Below are 20,736 nucleotides of genomic sequence, written 5' to 3'. Positions count from 1 at the left end.
CCTTAAGGCCAGCTGGTCATGCCCCCAGCAGCCAGCGGCCCCCGCCTATCAGTGAGGAGAGGGACACGGCATGGAACAGGAACAGCCACAGGCCTGCCGGGGCGTGTGTCAGGCGGGACAGCTGGTCCGCGTCCGAGTCTCCCGCGCCTCCCCGTGAGCGCTTCGCCTGGAGTTCGAACGCCGGGCGTACGCCGCCCACCAGCAGGAACCACACCACCGCGTAGGCGAACGCCGCCTGTATCTGCGGGCCGGTCAGCCAGGACACCATCAGGAACGTACCGCCGGTCAGGATCACGGTGAGTGCCCCGTACGCGTTGCGGATCATCACCAGCATTGCCACCAGCAGTGCCGTGGCCAGCCACAGCAGCAGTGTGATGCGCCCCGTGGCGAGCAGCGCGGCGCCGCCGAGGCCGAGCAGCGGGGGAGCGGTGTAGCCGGCGGCGGCCGTGAGGATCATGCCGAGGCCGTACGGCTTGCCGCGGCTGACGGTGAGGCCGCTGGTGTCGGAGTGCAGCCGTATGCCGGTCAGGGTCCGGCCGGTCAGCAGGGCGACCAGGCCGTGGCCGCCCTCGTGGGCGATGGTGATGGCGTTGCGGAAGACGCGCCACAGGCCGTGCGGGACGATCACCGCGAGGGCGGCGACCAGGGTGGCGATCACCACCCACACGTCGGGGTCGGGCTGGATGCCGATGAGCTCGTCCCACAGAGAGGTGGCTGTAGTGCTGTCCATGTTTCTGGGGCGCTCCCTCTGATCGGCGGAGTCTGGCAGTGTGACACGTATGTGCGGACGGTATGCATCGAGTCGTGGGCCCGAGGATCTCGCAGGAATCTTTGAGATCGAGAAGTGGGAGCCCGAGGAGACCCTGGAGCCCGACTACAACGTGGCACCGACCAAAGAGGTCCACGCGGTCCTCGACCGTCCTCTGAAGGACGTCGACGACCGGCGCCCGGTTCGCCAGCTGCGCAAGCTGAAGTGGGGACTGGTCCCGTCCTGGGCCAAGACGCCCGAGGGCGGCGCCCGGATGATCAACGCGCGCGCGGAGACGGTCCACGAGAAGCCGGCCTTCCGCCGCGCCTTCACCACCCGCCGCTGCATCCTGCCCGCCGACGGCTACTACGAGTGGGTCACCGGCAAGCAGGAGCGGGACCTGGAGGTCGAGGGCAAGAAGAAGCGGCCGCGCAAGCAGCCGTACTTCGTGCTCCCCGCCGACGGGTCGGTGTTCGCGATGGCCGGGCTGTACGAGTTCTGGCGCGACCGGACGCTGCCCGACGATCACCCGCAGGCCTGGTGGGTCACCTGCTCCGTCATCACCACGGAGGCCGAGAAGAGCCCGCTGGCCGTGGCCCCCGCCGACGGCCCGTACACCCTCGCCGACATCCACCCCCGGATGCCGCTGATGCTCACCCCGGACCGCTGGGACGCCTGGCTCGACCCGTCCCGCACCGACCCCGACGACCTGCGGGAGCTGCTCGCCCCGCCCCCGCCCGGCCTGATGCGCGCCTACCCGGTGCCCACGGCCGTCAGCAACGTCCGCAACAACGGCCCGGAGCTGCTCAGGGAGCTCGAAGGCCCCGAAGAGGGCACACTCTTCTGATGTGAGCGAGATCATCGAGACGGACGCCGGTACCGCCCGCATCACCTGGCACAAGGCGCGCAAGGCCAGGCTCGTTCTGGCCCTCGGCCACGGCGCCGGCGGTGGCATCGAGGCGCGCGACCTCGAGGCAGTCGCGGACGTGCTGCCCGGGCACGGGGTGAGCGTCGCCCGCGTCGAGCAGCCCTGGCGGGTCGCCGGGAAGAAGATGGCCCCCGCGCCGAAGACGCTCGATGTGGGCTGGCGCGGGATCTGGCCGGCCCTGGCCAAGCCCGGGCTGCCGGTCGTCGCGGGCGGACGCAGCGCGGGCGCCCGGGTCGCCTGCCGTACGGCGACGGAGCTCGGGGCGGCGGCGGTCCTCGCCCTCGCCTTCCCGCTCCACCCGCCGGGCAAGCCGGAGAAGTCCCGCGCCGAGGAGCTGCTCGGGGCCGGGGTGCCGACCCTCGTCGTCCAGGGCGGCAACGACCCGTGGGGGAAGCCCGCGGAGTTTCCCGAGGGTTCCCACGAGCTGGTCGAGGTGCCGTACGGCGATCATGCTTTCGCGGTGCCGAAGCGGGCGGAGATCACCCAGGAACAGGCCCTGGAGATCCTCACAGACGCGGTGGTGCAGTGGACCGGGTCACTCGGGTAAAGCTTCGGGAATGCCGGGGCCCCGACCACTGTTGAGGCGGACAGAAGTGCTGATGACCAGCGCCGACGTCGTAGGAGAGGAAGTCCGCCGCATGGGTTCGATCTACTGCCCGAGCCGCAGCAGCCGCACTGACCTGGACTGGACGGTGCTGCACGCGGCCAAGGCCGCTCCTATTCGAGCGGCGGCGGGTGCGGATCGTCGTCTATCCTCCGATTCTGGTGGGACTGCATTCGGTCTCGCCCGGAATCTTGAGGAGGTGGGTCCGGTCACCGGTACCGACGCAGGGGCCGACAACGGCCAGGCGGAGCTGCCCGAGGGCCAGGGCATCAGCGCGGACTCGAGCACGGAGTCGACCGCTCAGCGCAGTGCGCGCTTCGAGCGGGACGCGCTCGAGTTCCTCGACCAGATGTACTCGGCCGCGCTGCGCATGACACGCAACCCGGCCGACGCCGAGGACCTGGTGCAGGAGACGTACGCCAAGGCGTACGCGTCCTTCCACCAGTTCCGCGAGGGCACCAACCTGAAGGCGTGGCTGTACCGGATCCTCACCAACACCTTCATCAACTCGTACCGCAAGAAGCAGCGCGAACCCCAGCGCAGCGCGGCCGAGGAGATCGAGGACTGGCAGCTCGCCCGTGCCGAGTCGCACATGTCGACGGGCCTGCGCTCCGCGGAGTCGCAGGCGCTCGACCACCTGCCCGACTCGGACGTGAAGGAAGCGTTGCAGGCGATCCCCGAGGAATTCCGCATCGCCGTCTATCTCGCGGACGTAGAGGGCTTTGCGTACAAGGAGATCGCGGACATCATGGGGACACCCATCGGTACGGTGATGTCCCGGCTGCACCGGGGCCGCCGTCAACTGCGCGGCATGCTCGAGGACTACGCCCGTGAGCGGGGGCTGGTCCCGGCGGGCGCCGGGGAGTCGAACGAAGCGAAAGGCTCGGGCTCATGAGCTGCGGAGAGCCGCACGAGACGGACTGCAGTGAAGTCCTGGACCATCTGTACGAGTTCCTCGACAGTGAGATGCCGGACGTCGATCGCGAGAAGATCCAGCACCACTTCGAGGAATGCTCGCCGTGCCTGGAGAAGTACGGCCTGGAGCAGGCCGTGAAGAAGCTGGTCAAGCGGTGCTGCGGGCATGACGACGTGCCCACCGACCTGCGGGCCAAGGTCATGGGGCGGATCGATCTGATCCGCTCCGGGCAGACCGTGCCCGAGCACGACGTGACGGCCACGCCCCAGGCCACCCCGCAGGAATCCTGAAACTTCGGGGACGGGATTCCGCTACGGGGTCCCGTCACCCGAACGTGCTAATCGGCCGTCCGTCGGCCGCGCCCTCCCCCTCACCGCCCTAAGCTCCGGAGCCTGGACAGGCACGGTCGGGGGACCGGGGGAGGGGCGTCGTCATGGAGGCGGTTCCGGCGCGCGCACGTGTGTACGTCGCCTGTGTCGTCCTCGGTGCCCTGGTCTGCCTGCTGCCGCTGCCGACGGTACGTGCGTCGTGGTGGGCGATGACCCTGCTGGCCGTTCTGTACGCCGGTGGTGAGTGGCTCGCCCGCAGACGCATCGCCGGCGCCTTCCACCCCGTCCTGCTCGCCGGGGCGTTTCTGCTGCCGCCGGCCGCCGCGGCGCTGGTCGCCCTGCCGGGGGCGCTGCTGTCGCCGGTGGAGCGGCGCCCTGTCGGGCTCCGGCGGATCTGGCGGGCCGCCCAGCTCACCCTCGCGGTGTGGGCCGCCGCCCGCGTCCATGGCGCGCTCGGCGGGCGGGACGCCGTGGTCGCGCCCGACTTTCCCTACGCCCTTGTGCCGGCCGGGGCCGCCGTGCTGGCGTTCTGCCTGGTGCTGACCGTGCTGGACGGGGGGATTCTCGCGCTCGCCGAGCACGTGCCCGTGCGGGCCGCCTGGCGGGGGCTCTTCCCCCGGTCACTGGCGCCGCTCGCGGTGCACGGCCTCGCCGGGCTGATGATGGCCGTGCTGTGGCGCAGCCCGTACGGACCGCCCGCCTCCCTGCTCGTACTGCTGCCCATGTGCGTGTCCTGGTGGGCCTTCGCGCAGTACCACCGGGAGCGGGGGGCCCACCAGGCGACGATCCGTGCGCTGGTGCAGGCCGTCGACATCAAGGACGAGTACACGCGCGGGCACAGTGAGCGCGTCGGGCAGGCCTCGATGATGATCGCGCGCGAACTGGGCATGGACGACGGGCGGGTGGAGGTCCTGCGGTTCGCCGGGATTCTGCACGACGTGGGGAAGCTGGGGGTTCCCACGCGGCTGCTGCGCAAGGACGGGCCGTTGACGCCCGATGAGCGGCGGGTGATCGAGCTGCATCCCGAGTACGGGCACGAGATGGTGCGGGGGATTTCGTTTCTGGGGGAGGCCCGGGCGGCCGTACTGCACCATCACGAGCGGTTGGACGGGAGCGGGTATCCGTACGGGCTCATGGGGAGCCAGATTCCTGAGTCCGCTCGGGTGGTCGCGGTGGCGGATGCGTTCGATGCGATGACGTCCACGCGGTCCTATCGGCGGGGGCGGCCTGTTGCGGCCGCGCTGGAGGAACTTGAGCGGTGTGCGGGGGCACAGTTCGATCCTCGGATGGTTGCGGCTTTGCGGCGGGCTGTCCTGCGGTGTGGATGGCATCCGGCGGTGACTGCTGACGGCGTGCAGTCCCGTCGCCTTTACCCACCACACTCACCCGTTTCCAGTCGGGCAGGAGCGCACCGTTGAGACCCCGTCGGTTGCGCTTGCCCCTCCTTCTCATTCATGTCTCCGCCGGGCTCCTCGCCTCCGTGTCCCTCGGCGTCACCCTCTGGACCGGCCTCGAAGAGCGCGGTGTCGCCCTTGCCTTCGGGGTGCTCGTCACCGTCGGGGAGCTGGCCCGGTGGACGGGGCCGCAGGTCAGGGAGGCGGCGCCACTCGGGGCCGCGGGAGCGTTGTCGTACGCCCTGCTCGGCGAGGACGCCGGGAACCCCACCGCACACGGCGTCGCCCAGGTCGTCAGTGTCGTGCTCGCCGCCTCACTGGTCGGATGCGTGCCGGACATCGGCCGCGGGCGGGGTCCCGTGGTCGATCATCTGGCCCGGCGGGTACTCACCGTGGGGTTCGCCGCCCTGTGTTTCCAACCCCTGTACAAGCAGGGGTTGTTCGGGGACTGGAGCGGGCCCGCCTACGCGCTGCTGCTGATCGCCCTGCTCACGGTGAGCGTGCTGTGCGACGCCGTGCTCGCCGCGGCACTGGCGCACTCCCGTACCGGGTGGCCGTTCGGGCCGCTGCTGCGGGACGAGCTGCGGGCCATGCCCGGCATCGGGTCGGCCGTGTGCGCGACCGGGGCGGTGATGGCGCTCGCGGTCGCCGTCGTCGGGCTGTGGGCGCTGCCCGTGTTCTGTCTGCCGCTGCTGCTCGCGCAGGTGTCCCTGCGGCGGTACGCGGCCGTGCGGACCACCTACCGGCAGACCATCGCCTCCCTCGCCCGGGCCACCGAGATAGCGGGGTACACGCCGGCCGGGCATGCTCGCAGGGTGGCCGCGCTCAGCCGGGCCGTCGGGCGGGACCTGGGGCTGAGCGAGCCCGAGCTCACCGTGCTCGAGTACGCGGCCCTCATGCACGACATCGGGCAGCTCAGCCTGGTCGATCCGGTGCCGGCCGGGGCCACGGCCGCGCTGCCCGCCGCCGAGCAGCGACGGATCGCGCTGCTGGGCGGGGCCGTCGTACGGCAGACCGGGGTCGACCCCTCGGTCGCGGTCGTCGTGGAGCGGCAGGCCGACCCCTACCCGGAGCAGCCGGTTGCCGCCCGGATCGTACGGGCCGTGAACGCGTACGAGGAGAAGGTGCGCGACGCCGGGCCCGGCGGGCCCCTGACGGCGCTGGAGGAGCTGCGGCTGGGGACCGCCGGGGACTACGCTCCCGAGGTCGTCGAGGCGCTGGCCCGGGTGCTGTGGAATCAAAGGGGCGGCGCGGTGGGGGTCCCCCCAGGTGTTTAGCTCTGGGGGAGCCTCAGGCAGGGTGGTGGCGGGCGACGGGCGGGAGGGTCTGACCCTGCCTGTGGCTGGGTAACCCATGGGTAATGAGCGTCCTTCCAGCCGCACGTGGTTGGATGCGAAGGGAAGGGTGTCCGGGGGCACAGGCCAGCCCACCGAACGGAACTGGCAGGCGGGAATCGTGAGGATCTTCGGCAAGGGACGGCACCGGCCCTCCGCCTCCTGGCGGCAGGCCACCGACCGCGCGTTCACGCTGATCGGGGACGGCCGGTACGAGGACGCGGGCGCGCTGCTGACCCGGGCCGCCGACCTGGAGCCCTGGCTGTCGGAGTCCTGGTTCAACCTCGCCCTGCTGCACAAGTTCCGGCACGACTGGGAGCAGGCCAGGGCGGCGGGCCTCAGGGCCGTGGCCCTGCTCGACCGGGAGACCGGCGCACCCGACTGGTGGAACGTCGGTATCGCCGCCACCGCCCTGCAGGACTGGCCGCTGGCCCGGCGCGCCTGGCAGGCCTACGGGCTGCATGTGCCCGGCGGCGCCACGGCGTCCGGCGAGCCCGTCGGCATGGACCTCGGCAGCGCAGCCGTACGGCTGTCGCCGGAGGGCGAGGCCGAGGTGGTGTGGGGGCAGCGGCTGGATCCCGCGCGGATCGAGGTGCAGTCCATTCCACTGCCGTCCTCCGGGCGGCGCTGGGGCGAGGTCGTACTGCACGACGGCGTGCCGCACGGAGAGCGGACGACTGCCGCGGGGCACTCCTATCCGGTCTTCGACGAGATCGAGCTGTGGGCGCCCTCGCCGGTGCCGACCTGGGTGGTCCTCCTGGAGGCCGACACCGAGGCCGACCGGGACGCCCTGGAGCAGCTGGCGGCCGACGCCGGGTTCGCCGCGGAGGACTGGTCGTCGTCCGTGCGGCTGCTGTGCCGGCTGTGCTCGGAGTCGCGGATGCCGGCGGACGAGGGGGACGGGGAGCACCTGGATCCGCACGATCACAGCGAGCCCGGTCATCCGGGGCCGCTCGGCCATCGCACGGACGGGCAGCTGTGGGTGCCCGAGCGCGAGTGCGGGGTGGCTGCGCCGGCTTCGCTGGTACGGGGGTTGCTGGACGGGTGGGTTGCTGACTCGCCTGACTCTCGGGACTGGCGGGATCTGGAAGAGGTTTGCTGAGGACCGAGTCCCCCTGCGGGTCCGTTGTGGCTGGTCGCTCCCCCACTCTCGGCTTCGCTCGAGCGGGGGGACCCCCATCGCGGCGGAGCCGCATATTGACACTGCCCGCGCCCCTGACGGGGCGCTCCCCGTACCCTGTATCAGCATCACACCCCAGTTTTTGCAGGAAGGCGTACGTCGGTCATGGCGCAGCAGGACACCGATCAGCAGCACGCGGGCGTGCTCCCCGTGGACGACGAGGGCTTCGTCATCGACACGGAGGACTGCGAGGAGCGCGAGCAGGCATACCGCGAGCGCGGCACCTCGCGCCCCATCACGGTCGTGGGCAACCCGGTCCTGCACAAGGAGTGCAAGGACGTCACCACCTTCGACGACGAACTGCTGAAGCTGGTCGACGACATGTTCGCCAGCCAGCGCACCGCCGAGGGCGTGGGCCTCGCCGCCAACCAGATCGGCGTCGATCTGAAGGTCTTCGTCTACGACTGCCAGGACGACGCGGGCGTCCGGCACGTCGGCGTCGTGTGCAACCCCAAGCTGGTGGAGCTGCCCGCCGAGAAGCGCCGGCTGGACGACAGCAACGAGGGCTGTCTGTCGGTGCCCACCGCGTACGCGCCGCTCGCGCGGCCGGACTACGCCGAGGTGACCGGGCAGGACGAGCGGGGCAACCCGATCAAGGTGCGCGGCACCGGCTACTTCGCTCGGTGTTTGCAGCACGAGACGGACCACCTGTACGGGTACCTCTACATCGACCGGCTCTCCAAGCGCGAACGCAAGGACGCGCTGCGGCAGATGGCCGAGAACGAGCCCCGCTATCCCGTGGTCGCGAACGGCTGACCGACCTCACCACTCTCCTGCACGCGGCGTCTGATCAGGGTTCCCTCCCCGATCAGGCGCCGTTCGTCTGTCCGTCGCACGTTCGATCGCATGTGGTCTGCCGGTGATCCAAAACCAGTCAGGGGAGAGGGGAATCTCGGCACTGTGGGGTAGTGAATGAAGCAAATCCGTTCCCAGAACGGTCAGTTGTAGTGCTGAATGGAAGTGCGGGGATACGCAACGGCGCACGCCCGGCACAGCGGGAAGGGCGTGCCCAACTGGCGGCTGAGAGGGGTTTGTTCGTGCCTGCTTTCCCACACAGCACCACATCGACCGCAACAGCGATCGCCATCCCACCGTCGCTGTCTCTCCCGATGATCGAGGCGGCGTTTCCCAGGCAATTGCACCCGTATTGGCCCAGGCTCCAGGAGAAGACCCGCACCTGGCTCCTGGAAAAGCGGCTCATGCCGGCGGACAAGGTTGAGGAATATGCCGACGGCCTGTGCTACACCGATCTCATGGCGGGGTACTACCTGGGTGCCCCGGACGAGGTGCTCCAGGCGATTGCGGACTACAGCGCGTGGTTCTTCGTCTGGGACGACCGCCACGACCGTGACATCGTCCACCGCCGGCCGGCGGCCTGGCGCCGGCTGCGCGGCCGCTTGCACGAGGCGCTCGATTCTCCCCGGAACCATCTGCACCACGAGGATCCCGTGGTCGCGGGACTCGCGGACAGTGTGCTGCGGCTGTACTCGTTCCTGCCCCGCACCTGGAACGAGCGGTTCGCCCGGCACTTCCACGAGGTGATCGAGGCGTACGACCGGGAATTCCGCAACCGCACCGAGGGAATCGTGCCCACGGTCGAGGAATATCTCGCGCTGCGCCGGCTCACGTTCGCGCACTGGATCTGGACCGACCTGCTGGAGCCGAGCGCCGGACAGGAACTCCCGGACGGCGTGCGGAAGCACCCGGCATATCGGAGGGCGGCGCTGCTGAGTCAGGAATTCGCCGCCTGGTACAACGACCTCTGTTCGCTGCCCAAGGAAATCGCGGGCGATGAGGTCCACAATCTCGGAATCAGTCTCATCACCCATGAGGGGCTGACGCTGGAAGAAGCAGTGGTGGAAGTGCGGCGGCGGGTCGAGGAATGCATCATCGAATTCCTCGCCGCCGAACGGGAGGCCGTGCGGTTCGCCGACGGCCTCGACGACGGAACGCTGCGTGGCAAGGAACTGAGCATTGCCGTGCGCGCCTGCCTCACGAATATGCGGAACTGGTTCAGTTCCGTCTACTGGTTCCACCACGAATCCGGCCGTTACATGGTCGACAGCTGGGACGACCGGTCCACGCCCCCGTACGTCAACAACGAAGCGGCAGGTGAGAAATGACCGTCGAGTCTGTGAAGCCCGACGCCCCGGCACACGCGTCGGAACTGCGCGAACCACCCCTCGCGGGCGGCGGTGTCCCGCTCCTCGGCCACGGCTGGAAGCTGGTCCGCGACCCGCTGGCCTTCATGTCCCGGCTGCGCGACGACGGCGACGTCGTCCGGCTGAAGCTCGGCCCGAAGACGGTGTACGCCGTCACCACCCCGGCCCTCACCGGAGCCCTGGCGCTGAGCCCCGACTACAAGATCGACGGCCCGCTGTGGGAGTCCCTGGAAGGCCTGCTCGGCAAGGAGGGCGTGGCCACCGCCAACGGGCCCACCCACCGGCGCCAGCGACGCACCATCCAGCCCGCCTTCCGGCTCGACGCCATCCCGGCGTACGGGCCGATCATGGAGGAGGAGGCGCATGCGCTGACCGAGCGCTGGAAGCCCGGCGAGACCATCGACTGCACTTCCGAGTCCTTCCGGGTCGCCGTGCGCATCGCGGCCCGGTGCCTGCTGCGCGGCGAGTACATGGACGAGCGGGCCGAGCGGCTGTGCGTCGCGCTCGCCACCGTGTTCCGCGGTATGTACCAGCGCATGGTCATGCCGCTCGGACCGCTGTACAAACTGCCGCTCCCCGCCAACCGGGAATTCAACCGGGCGCTGGCCGATTTGCATCTCCTGGTCGACGAGATCGTGGCCGAGCGCCGGGCATCCGGTCAAAAGCCGGACGATTTGCTGACGGCGTTGCTGGAGGCGAAGGACGACAATGGCGACCCCATCGGGGAACAGGAGATCCACGACCAGGTCGTCGCGATACTCACTCCCGGAAGCGAAACGGTGGCGTCCACGATCATGTGGCTGCTCCAGGTGCTCGCCGAGCATCCGGAACACGCGGACAAGGTCCGGGACGAAGTTGAATCCGTGACCGGCGGGCGGCCCGTCGCATTCGAGGACGTCCGGGGGCTCACGCACACGAACAATGTCGTCGTCGAGGCGATGCGTTTGCGTCCGGCCGTATGGATTCTGACGCGGCGCGCCGTCACCGACACCGAACTCGGCGGCTATCGCATTCCGGCCGGTGCGGACATCATCTACAGCCCGTATGCGATCCAGCGCGATCCGCGTTCGTATGCGGACAACCTGAAGTTCGACCCCGACCGGTGGCTTCCGGAACGCGTCAAGGACGTGCCGAAATACGCCATGAGCCCGTTCAGCGTGGGCAACCGCAAGTGCCCGAGTGACCACTTCTCGATGGCCCAGCTGTCGCTGATCACGGCAGCGGTGGCGACCAGGTACCGCTTCGAGCAGGTGGCCGGGTCCAACGACACGACCCGGGTGGGCATCACGCTGCGCCCGCACAAGCTGCTGCTCAGGCCGGTGCCGAGGTGACGGCCGGGCGCGCGTTCAGGCGGCCTGAGGCCCTCTGAACGTGCGCCGGTAGGCGTTCGGGGTCGTTCCCAGCGCCCGTACGAACTGATGGCGCAGCGCGGCCGCGTTCCCGAACCCCGTGCGGCCCGCGATCGCGTCCACCGTCTCGTCCGTCGCCTCCAGCAACCGCTGGGCCAGCAGCACCCGTTGGCGCAAGATCCAGCGGTACGGAGTCGTCCCCGTCTCCTGCTGGAAGCGGCGGGCGAAGGTGCGCGGGGACATCAGGGCGCGGGCGGCGAGCTGCTCGACGGTCACCTCCTGGTCGAGGTTGCGCTCCATCCACACCAGCACCTCGGCGACCGTGTCGGCCTCGGAGCGGGGCAGCGGCCGCTCGATGTACTGGGCCTGGCCCCCGTCGCGGTGCGGCGGCACGACCATCCGCCGGGCGATCCGGTTGGCGACCTCCGGGCCCTGCTCCTTGCGCACGATGTGCAGACAGGCGTCGATGCCGGCGGCGGTGCCGGCCGAGGTGATCACCGGGTCCTCGTCGACGTAGAGCACGTCCGGTTCGACGATCGCCCGCGGATACTGCCGGGACAGCTCGGCCGCGTGCCGCCAGTGCACGGCACAGCGCCGCCCGTCCAGCAGCCCCGCGGCACCCAGGACGAAGACGCCGGAGCACACGCTGAGCACCCGCGCACCCCGGTCCACGGCCCGGTTCAGGGCGTCGAGCAGCTCGGGCGGGAAGCTCCGGGACTCGTAGCACGCACCGGCCGGTACGGCGATCAGGTCGGCCGTCTCCAGACGCTCCAACCCGTGCTCGACCTGCATCGAGAAGCCGGCGTTGGAGCGCAGCACCGGCCCCTCGGCCGAGGCGACCGCGAAGTCGTACACGGGCAGTCCGTCGTCGCTGCGGTCGATACCGAAGACCTCGCAGATGACGCCGAGTTCGAAGGGGTTCACGCCGTCGACGAGGACGGCGGCCACGTTCTGCAGCATGCCCCCAGTGTGCCTCAGGAGTGGCAGTAATTCGAGGATCTACGGCAGACCTGCCACTGTTGGTAAGGAGTATCCGGCGCGACAGTGGTGTCTATGAACACGAACCAGATCGAAGCCCTGATCGGAATGCTGGCCGTCCTCGCACTCTTCGCGATCATGGTCCTCCCCTCACTGATCGGCATCGCCCACGACCGGCGCGTCGACCGACAGCTCAGGGAGGCCCAGGACCACCACAGGGAGAAGGAGGCTCAGAAGTCCTCGTCCAGGTCGACGGTGCCCTCCACCGCCACCTGGTACGCCGAGGGACGCCGCTCGAAGAAGTTGGTGAGCTCCTGAACTCCCTGCAGCTCCATGAAGGAGAAGGGGTTCTCGGAGCCGTACACCGGGGCGAAGCCGAGGCGCGTGAGGCGCTGGTCGGCGACGCACTCCAGGTACTGCCGCATCGAGTCGGTGTTCATGCCCGGGAGGCCGTCACCGCACAGGTCGCGCGCGAACTGCAGCTCGGCCTCGACGGCCTCCCGCAGCATGTCGGTGACCTGCTGCTGGAGCGCCTCGTCGAACAGCTCCGGCTCCTCCTTGCGGACGGTGTCCACGATGTCGAAGGCGAAGCTCATGTGCATCGTCTCGTCACGGAACACCCAGTTGGTGCCGGTGGCCAGGCCGTGCAGCAGGCCCCGGCTGCGGAACCAGTAGACGTATGCGAAGGCGCCGTAGAAGAACAGGCCCTCGATGCACGCGGCGAAGCAGATGAGGTTGAGCAGGAAGCGGCGACGGTCGGCCTGTGTCTCCAGGCGGTCGATCGACTCCACCGAGTCCATCCACTTGAAGCAGAACTCGGCCTTCTCGCGGATGGAGGGGATGTTCTCGACCGCCGCGAAGGCCGCCGCGCGGTCCTCCGGGTCGGGGAGGTAGGTGTCCAGCAGCGTCAAGTAGAACTGGACGTGGACGGCCTCCTCGAAGAGCTGACGACTCAGGTACAGCCGGGCCTCGGGGGAGTTGATGTGCTTGTAGAGCGTCAGCACCAGGTTGTTGGCCACGATCGAGTCGCCCGTCGCGAAGAAGGCGACCAGACGGCCGATCAGGTGCTGCTCACCATGTGACAGTTTGGCGAGATCTGACACATCCGAATGGAGGTCGACCTCCTCCACGGTCCAGGTGTTCTTGATGGCGTCCCGGTAGCGCTCGTAGAAGTCCGGGTAGCGCATGGGGCGCAGGGTCAGCTCGAAGCCGGGATCGAGCAGGTTCTGATTGCTGGGCATTACTGGCAGGCCTCGCAGGACTCGGGGTTTTCCAGGGAGCAGGCGACCGCCTCGTCGGGGGCCGGCTGCTGTACGGGGACGGTGGCTTGCGCCGCGCGGGCGATGCGGGTCGCCGGGCGGGAGCGGAGGTAGTACGTCGTCTTCAGGCCCTGCTTCCAGGCGTACGCGTACATCGAGGAGAGCTTGCCGATGGTCGGCGTCTCCATGAACAGGTTCAGCGACTGGGACTGGTCCAGGAACGGCGTGCGGGCGGCCGCCATGTCGATCAGGCCGCGCTGCGGGATCTCCCACGCCGTGCGGTAGAGCCGCCGTACGTCCTCGGGGATCCAGGTGAAGTCCTGCACCGAGCCGTTCGCCTCGCGCAGCGCCTCACGGGTGCGGGTGTCCCAGACGCCGAGGTCCTTGAGGTCCTGCACCAGGTACGAGTTGACCTGGAGGAACTCGCCGGACAGCGTCTCGCGCTTGAAGAGGTTCGACACCTGCGGCTCGATGCATTCGTACACACCGGCGATCGAGGCGATCGTGGCGGTCGGCGCGATGGCCAGAAGCAGGGAGTTGCGCAAGCCCGTTTCGGCGATCCGCGCCCGCAGCGCCGCCCAGCGCTCCGGCCAGGCCGGCTCGACGCCGTAGTGGTCGGGGTGCAGAACACCCTTCGCGGTACGGGTCTTCTGCCAGGCCGGCAGCGGGCCGTTGCGCTCGGCCAGGTCGGCGGAGGCCTCGTACGCGGCGAGCATGATGCGCTCGGCGATGCGGGTGGAGAGGGCCTTGGCCTCGGGTGAGTCGAAGGGCAGGCGCAGCTTGAAGAAGACGTCCTGCAGGCCCATCGCGCCGAGGCCGACCGGACGCCACTTGGCGTTGGACCGGCCCGCCTGCTCGGTCGGGTAGAAGTTGATGTCCACGACGCGGTCGAGGAAGGTGACGGCGGTACGGACGGTGGCGTCCAGCCGCTCCCAGTCGATGCCGCCGGTCGCCGGGTCGGCGAAGGCGCCCAGGTTGACCGAGCCGAGGTTGCAGACCGCCGTCTCCCCGTCGTCGGTGACCTCCAGGATCTCCGTGCAGAGGTTGGAGGAGTGGACCACGTGACCCGGCTCGGCGGTCTGGTTGGCGGTGCGGTTGGCGGCGTCCTTGAAGGTCATCCAGCCGTTGCCGGTCTGCGCGAGGGTGCGCATCATCCGGCCGTAGAGGTCACGGGCCGGGATGGTCTTCTTGGCGAGGCCTGCTGCCTCCGCCTTGCGGTACGCCGCGTCGAACTCCTCGCCCCACAGGTCGACCAGCTCGGGCACGTCCGACGGCGAGAACAGCGACCACTGCTCGTCGGCGTCGACCCGGCGCATGAACTCGTCCGGGATCCAGTGCGCGAGGTTGAGGTTGTGGGTGCGCCGGGCGTCCTCGCCGGTGTTGTCACGCAGCTCCAGGAACTCCTCGATGTCGGAGTGCCAGGTTTCCAGGTAGACCGCGGCCGCGCCCTTGCGCCGCCCGCCCTGGTTCACCGCGGCGACCGAGGCGTCGAGGGTCTTCAGGAACGGGACGATGCCGTTGGAGTGGCCGTTCGTGCCGCGGATCAGGGAGCCGCGGGAGCGGATGCGGGAGTACGCGATGCCGATGCCGCCGGCGTGCTTGGAGAGGCGGGCGACCTGGTGGTAGCGGTCGTAGATGGAGTCCAGCTTGTCCTTGGGGGAGTCCAGGAGGTAGCAGGACGACATCTGGGGGTGCCGCGTACCGGAGTTGAAGAGCGTGGGGGAGGACGGGAGGTAGTCGAGGCGGCTCATGAGCCCGTAGAGCGCGGCGACTTCGTCGACGGACCGGGGGCCCGTCTTTGAACCGAACACAGTGTCCTCGGCGAGGCCGGCGGCGACGCGCAGCAGGAAGTGCTGGGGCGTCTCGACGACCTTGCGCGTGTGGGGGTGCCGCAGGAGATAGCGGCTGTGCAGGGTGCGCAGGCCGAAGTAGCCGAAGCGGCCGTCGGCTTCGGGGTCGACGAGGGCGTCGAGGCGGTCGGCGTGGATGCGCACGAACTCGGCGGTGCGGTCGGCGATCAGGCCCTCGCGGTGTCCGACGGCGACGGACTCGGTGAAGGACGTGACGCCCTGGGAGGCGGCCTCGGCGGCGATGCTGATCGTCAGCAGGCGGGCGGCCAGCCGGGAGTAGGCGGGGTCCTCGGAGATGAGGCCGGCGGCCGCCTCCGTGGCCAGCTCGCGCAGCTCCGTCTCGTCCGCCCGCGCGGACCGGCCGCGCAGCGCGGCGGCGGCGACCCGTCCGGGGTCGGCGTCGGGGAGGTCGGCGGTCAGCTCGGTCAGGGTCCGCAGCAGCGCGGCTCCCGGACCGTCGCTCTCGACCGGAGGCACTGAGGCTGAAGCCGGTTCGGCTGGCGCGATGGTCACGTGGGGCTCTCCCTCGCTCGGCACGGGGCCTTGCGGAGGGCAGGGGGCAGCTCACGAGCGCACACGGCGTCGCGTCCACCGGCCCATTCCACGAGGCCCGGACGTCATGGCACCCGGGCCGGATGGCCGGGCGCACTGTCGGCAGGTCCTCGGACTGACTCTCGTACGACGACATGCGGGCATACGTGTACGAGTACACCGTTGCGGGACAGTTCCGGATTCGCACCGGATTCCCCTGCGCGACAGCGAGCATGAGCATACATCTTGTGCCGGGTTCGCGGAGCACCCCCAGATGTTGTGTCCTGCTGGTTTCAGAGCGTCAACTGGTAGGTGAGGAGAGTGATGTCGTCGAGGTGCGGTACGGGGTTCCAGTCGCGTTCGGGTGTGCGGGTGAAGCCCAGGCGTTCGTAGATCCGGTGGGCGGTGTGCATGGTGCGCTGGGTCGACAGGACGATGCGTGTGCAGCCGGCGATGGCCCGTGCGCGGACTATGCAGGTGCGGACGAGCGCCTCGCCGGCGCCACGGCCTCGCGCCTCCTGAGCCACGGCCAGCATGCGTATCTCGGCCTCGCCGGGGCCCGCGATGTCGGCCATGGGACCGCCGGACGGTACGAAGGTCACGCCGCCCAGGACGTGTCCGTCCGCCACGGCGATCAGGACGTCTGCGGCGGCGGCTCGCTTGGCCACGTCTCTCAGTTCGACGAGGTACTCGTCGCTCTCGCCGAAGTCGAGGAGGCCGTCCTGGAGGTAGGCCTGGGCGGTGATTTCGCCGATGAGCTCGTACTCGTCGGGCACTGCCTGCCGGATCGTGATGTCCATGAAGGCGAGTGTGCCGGAGGGGTACGGCAGCGGGCCGCCGAGTTTCTTGCTCTCGGCGTCCCGCTGGGGGTTTCGTGTGGTCAGTGAGCGGCGTTGGCAGTCGCCGGAGGCAGTTCCGCCTGCACTCCCGGGTCGCCCGCCTCCCCCGTGTAGTCCTCCGGGCTTGTCTCGTCGATGCCCTCCGGGGCCTTGGCGGCCTTCAGGGCGAAGGTGAGGACCACTGTCACGACCAGGTTCAGGACGAACGCCGTCAGGCCGATGTACCCGATCTCCCCGATCCCCGGGATCTCCGCCGACGAGCCGCCGAAGTGCTTCTGCGTCGGCGAGGCCACACCGTACGCGGCGACCGTGCCGTAGATCATGCCGACCGCCCAGCCGGCGAGCAGTGCCCAGCGGTGGAACCAGCGGGTGAACAGGCCGCCGACCAGGGCCGGGAAGGTCTGCAGGATCCAGATGCCGCCCAGGAGCTGGAAGTTGATCGCGACGGTCTTGTCCATGCCGAGGACGAAGATCAGCGCGCCCACCTTCACCAGCAGGGACACCAGCTTGGAGACCTTGGTCTCCTGTGCGGGCGTGGCGTCCGGCTTCAGGAAGTCCTTGTAGATGTTCCGGGTGAAGAGGTTGGCCGCCGCGATCGACATGATCGCCGCCGGCACCAGCGCGCCGATGCCGATCGCCGCGAAGGCGACGCCCGTGAACCAGTCCGGGAACATGTTCTCGAAGAGCTGGGGGATCGCCAGCTGGCCGTTCTCCACCTTGATACCGGCCGCGATCGCCATGAAACCGAGCAGGCCGAGCAGGCCGAGCATCAGCGAGTACAGCGGCAGGATCGTGGAGTTGCGGCGGATGACGTCCCGGCTGCGGCTGGACAGCACGGCCGTCACGCTGTGCGGGTACATGAACAGCGCGAGCGCCGAGCCCAGCGCCAGGGTGGCGTACGTCCACTGCGAACCGTCGGTCGGTACGAGCCCGCCCGCGCCCGCCTCGGTGTACTTGTCGCTCGCCGCGGCGAAGATGTCGTCGAAGCCGCCCAGCTTGATCGGGATGTAGATGATCGCGACGGCGATGACGAGGTAGATCAGCGTGTCCTTCACGAACGCGATGAGGGCCGGCGCGCGCAGACCCGACGAGTACGTGTAGGCGGCCAGCACACCGAAGGCGATCAGCAGCGGCAGGTCCTTGATGAACCAGTGCGTGTTCTCGCCGCCGCCGACGCCCAGGACGTCCAGCACGGCCTGGATGCCGACCAGCTGGAGCGCGATGTACGGCATCGTGGCGAGGATGCCGGTCACCGCCACCGCCAGCGACAGGCCCTTGGAGCCGAAGCGGCCGCGGACGAAGTCCGAGGTGGTGACGTAGCCGTGCTTGTGCGAGACCGACCACAGCCGCGGCAGGAAGACGAACATCATCGGGTAGATGAGGATCGTGTAGGGCACGGCGAAGAAGCCGGCCGCGCCCGCCGCGTAGATCGCCGCCGGGACCGCCACGAACGTATAGGCGGTGTAGAGGTCACCGCCGAGCAGGAACCAGGTGATCCAGGTGCCGAACGACCGGCCACCCAGACCCCATTCGTCGAGGCTGTGCTCGTTCTCCGCCTTGCGCCAGCGTGCGGCCAGGAAGCCCATGACCGTCACGGCGACGAAGAAGAGGATGAAGACGGTGAGTGCGACGCCGTTCACGCCGTCCTTCATGACCCGGCACCCCCCTCGGACTTGCGGGCGCGCTGGTCACGCTGCCACAGCTGGTACGCGATCATCGTCAGGACCGTGGAGATGACCACCCAGGCCATCTGGTACCAGTAGAAGAACGGGATGCCGAGGAAGGCCGGGTCGGTCTTGGCGTACGAACCGACCCACAGCATCGCCACAAAGGGCGCTATGAGGCAGAGGGCGATGATGACGCGCACGGGCGTCACCACCGCCGCTCTGTTCACTTCTGGGGCTTGTGACATCTGGCGGCTCCGTCCCCTCACTGATCACCTGGTGTAATGCGCAGGCAATGTAGGTCACGGTGTCGCACATCCGGAAGCCCTGGTTCACATATCGGTACTCAGCAGCAGCGGAACCCCTGCCTCGGGTCCCTTTCCTGCTGGTCTGTCCGCATTCGCTCGAACTCTCGCCGGGACGGCACCTCCGCCTCCGGATGATCCTTGCGGACGTGCGCCACATAGCGGTCGTAGGCCGACTCGTCGGTCAGCTCCCGCACGTACCAGTGCACCCCGCTAATCACGCGGCGCAGCAGCACCGACGGCCGCATGGCGCTCCTCCTCCTTCTCCTCCCGGCTCGGGAACAGCCCGGCCGGCGCGACGATCTTCGACTCGACGTACGGCGCCTCGCTCAGCGTGGACAGCGCGGGGCGCCGGATGTGCCGGATGCAGATCCGGGTCGCGTCCACGATCACCACGACGATCAGGAGGGCGAGTACGGCGGACAGGACGCCGTCCACCGTGGAGTTGGTGACGACGGTGTGCATGTCGTCCATGGTCTTGGCCGGCGGCAGGATCTCCCCGCGGTCGATGGCGTCCTGGAACACCTGACGCTGCTTGAAGAAGCCGACCTTGGGGTCACTGGAGAACACCTTCTGCCAGCTGGCGGTCAGGGTGACCGTCGCGTCCCAGGCGAGCGGAATGCCGGTGATCCAGGCCCACTTGAGGCGGCCGGACTTCACCAGGAGGGTGGTGCAGACGGCGAGGGCGACCGCCGCCAGCAGCTGGTTGGAGATACCGAAGACCGGGAACAGCTGGTTGATGCCGCCGAGCGGTTCGTGGACGCCCACCCAGAGGAAGTAGCCCCACAGACCGCAGACGATCGCGCTGGTGATGACCAGGCCCGGCTTCCAGCTGACGTTCTTGAACGGGCGGTAGATGTTGCCGAGGGTGTCCTGCAGCATGAAGCGGCCCACGCGTGTGCCGGCGTCCAGTGCGGTCAGGATGAACAGCGCCTCGAACATGATCGCGAAGTGATACCAGAACGCCTTGAGGCCTCCGCCGGTCACCTCGGAGAAGATCTGCGAGACGCCGACGGCGAGGGTGGGTGCACCGCCGGTGCGGGACAGCAGGGTCGACTCCTCGACGCTCTCCGCGGCTGCGGCGAGGTCGGCCGGGGAGATCTGGTAGCCCCAGCTGCCCACCACCTGCGAGGCGTTCTCGACCGTCGTGCCGATGACCCCGGAGGGCGCGTTCATCGCGAAGTACAGGCCCGGGTCGATGATGCTGGCCGCGACCAGCGCCATCACGGCGACCGACGACTCCATCAGCATGGAGCCGTAGCCGATCATCCTGACCTGTGTCTCCTTCTGGATCATCTTCGGCGTCGTACCGGAGGAGATCAGCGAGTGGAAGCCGGAGAGCGCACCGCAGGCGATGGTGATGAAGACGAACGGGAAGAGTGAGCCCGCGAAGACCGGGCCGTCGCCGCGCGACGCGAAGTCGGTGACCGCGTCCATCTTCAGCGTCGGCAGCGCGATGACGACACCGAGGGCGAGCAGCACGATCGTGCCGATCTTCATGAAGGTGGACAGATAGTCGCGAGGTGCGAGCAGCATCCACACCGGCAGGATCGAGGCGATGAAGCCGTACGCCACCAGCCAGATCACCAGCGTGGAGGGGGCGAGGGTGAAGGTGTCGGCCCAGGAGGACTCGGCGACCCAGCGGCCCGCGACCAGCGCGAGCAGCAGCAGCGCGACGCCGATGAGGGAGACCTCGGCGACCCGGCCCGGCCTGAGGACCCGCAGGTAGAAGCCCATCAGCAGCGCGATCGGGATGGTCATCGCGATGGAGAAGGTGCCCCACGGGGAGGCCGCGAGGGCGTTGACGATGACCAGCGCCAGCACGCCGAGCAGGATGATCATGATGGCGAACGCGGCGAGCAGTGCGGCCGCGCCGCCGAACGGGCCGATCTCCTCGCGTGCCATCTGTCCCAGCGACCGTCCGTCGCGCCGGGTGGAGAAGAACAGCACCACCATGTCCTGCACCGCGCCCGCGAAGATGACACCGACGATGATCCAGATCGTGCCGGGGAGGTATCCCATCTGCGCCGCGAGCACGGGGCCGACGAGCGGGCCGGCGCCGGCGATCGCCGCGAAGTGGTGGCCGAGCAGGACGCGGCGGTCGGTGGGGTGGAAGTCGATGCCGTTGTTGAGGCGCTCGGCCGGGGTGGCGCGGGTCTTGTCGACCTTGAGGACCTTGTACGCGATGAACTTGGCGTAGAAGCGGTAGGCGATCGCGTACGAGCCGAGGGCCGCAGCGACCATCCAGGCCGCCGAGACCTCCTCCCCGCGCGACAGTGCGAGCACGGTCCAGCCGGCGGCGCCGACCAGTGCAACGAGGGTCCAGATGACGATGGTTCGGGCATTCGCTGTGCGCACGGGTCGTC

Annotated in this window: 20 protein-coding genes and 1 riboswitch; of the genes, 11 read left to right on the top strand and 9 right to left on the bottom strand. The window is 69.2% G+C overall.

Features of this window, described 5'->3' with window-relative positions; all coding sequences use genetic code 11:
* Window positions 1-16: 16 nt before the first annotated feature.
* Complete coding sequence (locus ACTWQJ_RS01845) at window positions 17-730, bottom strand: M50 family metallopeptidase (RefSeq protein ID WP_443304844.1); 714 nt, start codon at window positions 728-730, stop codon at window positions 17-19.
* Between the two features lie 49 nt (window positions 731-779).
* On the opposite strand from ACTWQJ_RS01845, the gene ACTWQJ_RS01840 reads away from it, so the two are divergent.
* The 10 genes from ACTWQJ_RS01840 to ACTWQJ_RS01795 all read left to right on the top strand — a co-directional run bounded on the left by ACTWQJ_RS01840 (window position 780) and on the right by ACTWQJ_RS01795 (window position 10,926).
* On the top strand, window positions 780-1,595 hold the full coding sequence (locus ACTWQJ_RS01840) for an SOS response-associated peptidase (protein WP_443304843.1): 816 nt from the start codon (window positions 780-782) through the stop codon (window positions 1,593-1,595).
* A 1-nt stretch (window position 1,596) separates the two neighbouring features.
* Window positions 1,597-2,223, top strand: a complete 627-nt coding sequence (locus ACTWQJ_RS01835) for an alpha/beta hydrolase family protein (RefSeq protein WP_443304842.1) — start codon at window positions 1,597-1,599, stop codon at window positions 2,221-2,223.
* A gap of 256 nt (window positions 2,224-2,479) precedes the next feature.
* Complete coding sequence (locus ACTWQJ_RS01830; protein ID WP_206307036.1) at window positions 2,480-3,175, top strand: sigma-70 family RNA polymerase sigma factor; 696 nt, start codon at window positions 2,480-2,482, stop codon at window positions 3,173-3,175.
* Window positions 3,172-3,486: a mycothiol system anti-sigma-R factor gene (gene rsrA, locus ACTWQJ_RS01825; protein WP_224736765.1), complete on the top strand. Its 315-nt coding sequence runs from the start codon at window positions 3,172-3,174 to the stop codon at window positions 3,484-3,486. Before ACTWQJ_RS01830 ends, rsrA begins: the two co-directional genes overlap by 4 nt.
* A 143-nt stretch (window positions 3,487-3,629) precedes the next feature.
* Complete coding sequence (locus ACTWQJ_RS01820) at window positions 3,630-4,943, top strand: HD-GYP domain-containing protein (RefSeq protein ID WP_443304841.1); 1,314 nt, start codon at window positions 3,630-3,632, stop codon at window positions 4,941-4,943.
* Window positions 4,940-6,196 (top strand): HD-GYP domain-containing protein, encoded by a 1,257-nt coding sequence (locus tag ACTWQJ_RS01815; protein WP_443304840.1) that lies wholly within the window; start codon window positions 4,940-4,942, stop codon window positions 6,194-6,196. Before ACTWQJ_RS01820 ends, ACTWQJ_RS01815 begins: the two co-directional genes overlap by 4 nt.
* Before the next feature lie 178 nt (window positions 6,197-6,374).
* Complete coding sequence (locus tag ACTWQJ_RS01810; protein ID WP_224736768.1) at window positions 6,375-7,355, top strand: tetratricopeptide repeat protein; 981 nt, start codon at window positions 6,375-6,377, stop codon at window positions 7,353-7,355.
* Between the two features lie 183 nt (window positions 7,356-7,538).
* Entirely contained in the window at window positions 7,539-8,189 is a 651-nt protein-coding gene (gene def, locus ACTWQJ_RS01805; protein ID WP_443304839.1) for a peptide deformylase, read from the top strand.
* A gap of 281 nt (window positions 8,190-8,470) precedes the next feature.
* Window positions 8,471-9,556 (top strand): epi-isozizaene synthase, encoded by a 1,086-nt coding sequence (cyc1, locus tag ACTWQJ_RS01800; protein ID WP_443304854.1) that lies wholly within the window; start codon window positions 8,471-8,473, stop codon window positions 9,554-9,556.
* Window positions 9,553-10,926, top strand: a complete 1,374-nt coding sequence (locus tag ACTWQJ_RS01795) for a bifunctional albaflavenone monooxygenase/terpene synthase (protein WP_443304838.1) — start codon at window positions 9,553-9,555, stop codon at window positions 10,924-10,926. Before cyc1 ends, ACTWQJ_RS01795 begins: the two co-directional genes overlap by 4 nt.
* 15 nt (window positions 10,927-10,941) lie before the next feature.
* Here ACTWQJ_RS01795 and ACTWQJ_RS01790 read toward each other — a convergent pair whose 3' ends face one another.
* Window positions 10,942-11,904 carry a GlxA family transcriptional regulator gene (locus tag ACTWQJ_RS01790; protein WP_443304837.1) on the bottom strand — a complete coding sequence of 321 codons (963 nt, stop codon included), beginning with the start codon at window positions 11,902-11,904 and terminating at the stop codon, window positions 10,942-10,944.
* 93 nt (window positions 11,905-11,997) lie between these two features.
* On the opposite strand from ACTWQJ_RS01790, the gene ACTWQJ_RS01785 reads away from it, so the two are divergent.
* Window positions 11,998-12,240, top strand: a complete 243-nt coding sequence (locus tag ACTWQJ_RS01785; protein WP_443304836.1) for a hypothetical protein — start codon at window positions 11,998-12,000, stop codon at window positions 12,238-12,240.
* Here the strand turns inward: ACTWQJ_RS01785 and ACTWQJ_RS01780 are convergent.
* The 7 genes from ACTWQJ_RS01780 to ACTWQJ_RS01750 form a co-directional block, all read right to left on the bottom strand.
* Window positions 12,153-13,163: a ribonucleotide-diphosphate reductase subunit beta gene (locus tag ACTWQJ_RS01780; RefSeq protein ID WP_443304835.1), complete on the bottom strand. Its 1,011-nt coding sequence runs from the start codon at window positions 13,161-13,163 to the stop codon at window positions 12,153-12,155. The genes ACTWQJ_RS01785 and ACTWQJ_RS01780 overlap by 88 nt on opposite strands.
* Entirely contained in the window at window positions 13,163-15,544 is a 2,382-nt protein-coding gene (locus tag ACTWQJ_RS01775; protein WP_443304834.1) for a ribonucleoside-diphosphate reductase subunit alpha, read from the bottom strand. The genes ACTWQJ_RS01780 and ACTWQJ_RS01775 overlap by 1 nt, the downstream gene beginning before the upstream one ends.
* A 123-nt stretch (window positions 15,545-15,667) precedes the next feature.
* Window positions 15,668-15,803, bottom strand: a riboswitch (cobalamin riboswitch).
* 52 nt (window positions 15,804-15,855) lie between these two features.
* Complete coding sequence (locus ACTWQJ_RS01770) at window positions 15,856-16,362, bottom strand: GNAT family N-acetyltransferase (protein ID WP_443304833.1); 507 nt, start codon at window positions 16,360-16,362, stop codon at window positions 15,856-15,858.
* 80 nt (window positions 16,363-16,442) lie between these two features.
* Window positions 16,443-18,053 carry a monocarboxylate uptake permease MctP gene (gene mctP / locus ACTWQJ_RS01765; protein WP_443304832.1) on the bottom strand — a complete coding sequence of 537 codons (1,611 nt, stop codon included), beginning with the start codon at window positions 18,051-18,053 and terminating at the stop codon, window positions 16,443-16,445.
* Window positions 18,050-18,313, bottom strand: coding sequence for a DUF3311 domain-containing protein (locus ACTWQJ_RS01760; RefSeq protein WP_443304831.1), 264 nt, complete (start codon window positions 18,311-18,313; stop codon window positions 18,050-18,052). Before ACTWQJ_RS01760 ends, mctP begins: the two co-directional genes overlap by 4 nt.
* A 98-nt stretch (window positions 18,314-18,411) precedes the next feature.
* Window positions 18,412-18,618 (bottom strand): YbdD/YjiX family protein, encoded by a 207-nt coding sequence (locus ACTWQJ_RS01755; protein WP_443304830.1) that lies wholly within the window; start codon window positions 18,616-18,618, stop codon window positions 18,412-18,414.
* The gene (locus ACTWQJ_RS01750; protein ID WP_443304829.1) at window positions 18,584-20,728 is read right to left on the bottom strand and encodes a carbon starvation CstA family protein; all 2,145 of its coding nucleotides are present in this window, start codon (window positions 20,726-20,728) and stop codon (window positions 18,584-18,586) included. Before ACTWQJ_RS01750 ends, ACTWQJ_RS01755 begins: the two co-directional genes overlap by 35 nt.
* Window positions 20,729-20,736 lie beyond the last annotated feature (8 nt).

It is taken from the genome of Streptomyces sp. KR55, from assembly GCF_052245645.1.
Classification (GTDB): Bacteria; Actinomycetota; Actinomycetes; order Streptomycetales; family Streptomycetaceae; genus Streptomyces; species Streptomyces flavusporus.
This window is presented reverse-complemented; position numbering and strand designations above follow the sequence as displayed.

Bases quoted from the DNA above. Each gene is read 5' to 3' on its own strand.
- ACTWQJ_RS01845 (WP_443304844.1), bottom strand. From the start codon at position 730: ATGGACAGCACTACAGCCACCTCTCTGTGGGACGAGCTCATCGGCATC.
- ACTWQJ_RS01840 (WP_443304843.1), top strand. From the start codon at position 780: ATGTGCGGACGGTATGCATCGAGTCGTGGGCCCGAGGATCTCGCAGGA.
- rsrA (WP_224736765.1), top strand. From the start codon at position 3,172: ATGAGCTGCGGAGAGCCGCACGAGACGGACTGCAGTGAAGTCCTGGAC.
- ACTWQJ_RS01820 (WP_443304841.1), top strand. From the start codon at position 3,630: ATGGAGGCGGTTCCGGCGCGCGCACGTGTGTACGTCGCCTGTGTCGTC.
- def (WP_443304839.1), top strand. From the start codon at position 7,539: ATGGCGCAGCAGGACACCGATCAGCAGCACGCGGGCGTGCTCCCCGTG.
- ACTWQJ_RS01795 (WP_443304838.1), top strand. From the start codon at position 9,553: ATGACCGTCGAGTCTGTGAAGCCCGACGCCCCGGCACACGCGTCGGAA.
- ACTWQJ_RS01790 (WP_443304837.1), bottom strand. From the start codon at position 11,904: ATGCTGCAGAACGTGGCCGCCGTCCTCGTCGACGGCGTGAACCCCTTC.
- ACTWQJ_RS01785 (WP_443304836.1), top strand. From the start codon at position 11,998: ATGAACACGAACCAGATCGAAGCCCTGATCGGAATGCTGGCCGTCCTC.
- ACTWQJ_RS01780 (WP_443304835.1), bottom strand. From the start codon at position 13,163: ATGCCCAGCAATCAGAACCTGCTCGATCCCGGCTTCGAGCTGACCCTG.
- ACTWQJ_RS01770 (WP_443304833.1), bottom strand. From the start codon at position 16,362: ATGGACATCACGATCCGGCAGGCAGTGCCCGACGAGTACGAGCTCATC.
- mctP (WP_443304832.1), bottom strand. From the start codon at position 18,053: ATGAAGGACGGCGTGAACGGCGTCGCACTCACCGTCTTCATCCTCTTC.
- ACTWQJ_RS01760 (WP_443304831.1), bottom strand. From the start codon at position 18,313: ATGTCACAAGCCCCAGAAGTGAACAGAGCGGCGGTGGTGACGCCCGTG.
- ACTWQJ_RS01755 (WP_443304830.1), bottom strand. From the start codon at position 18,618: ATGCGGCCGTCGGTGCTGCTGCGCCGCGTGATTAGCGGGGTGCACTGG.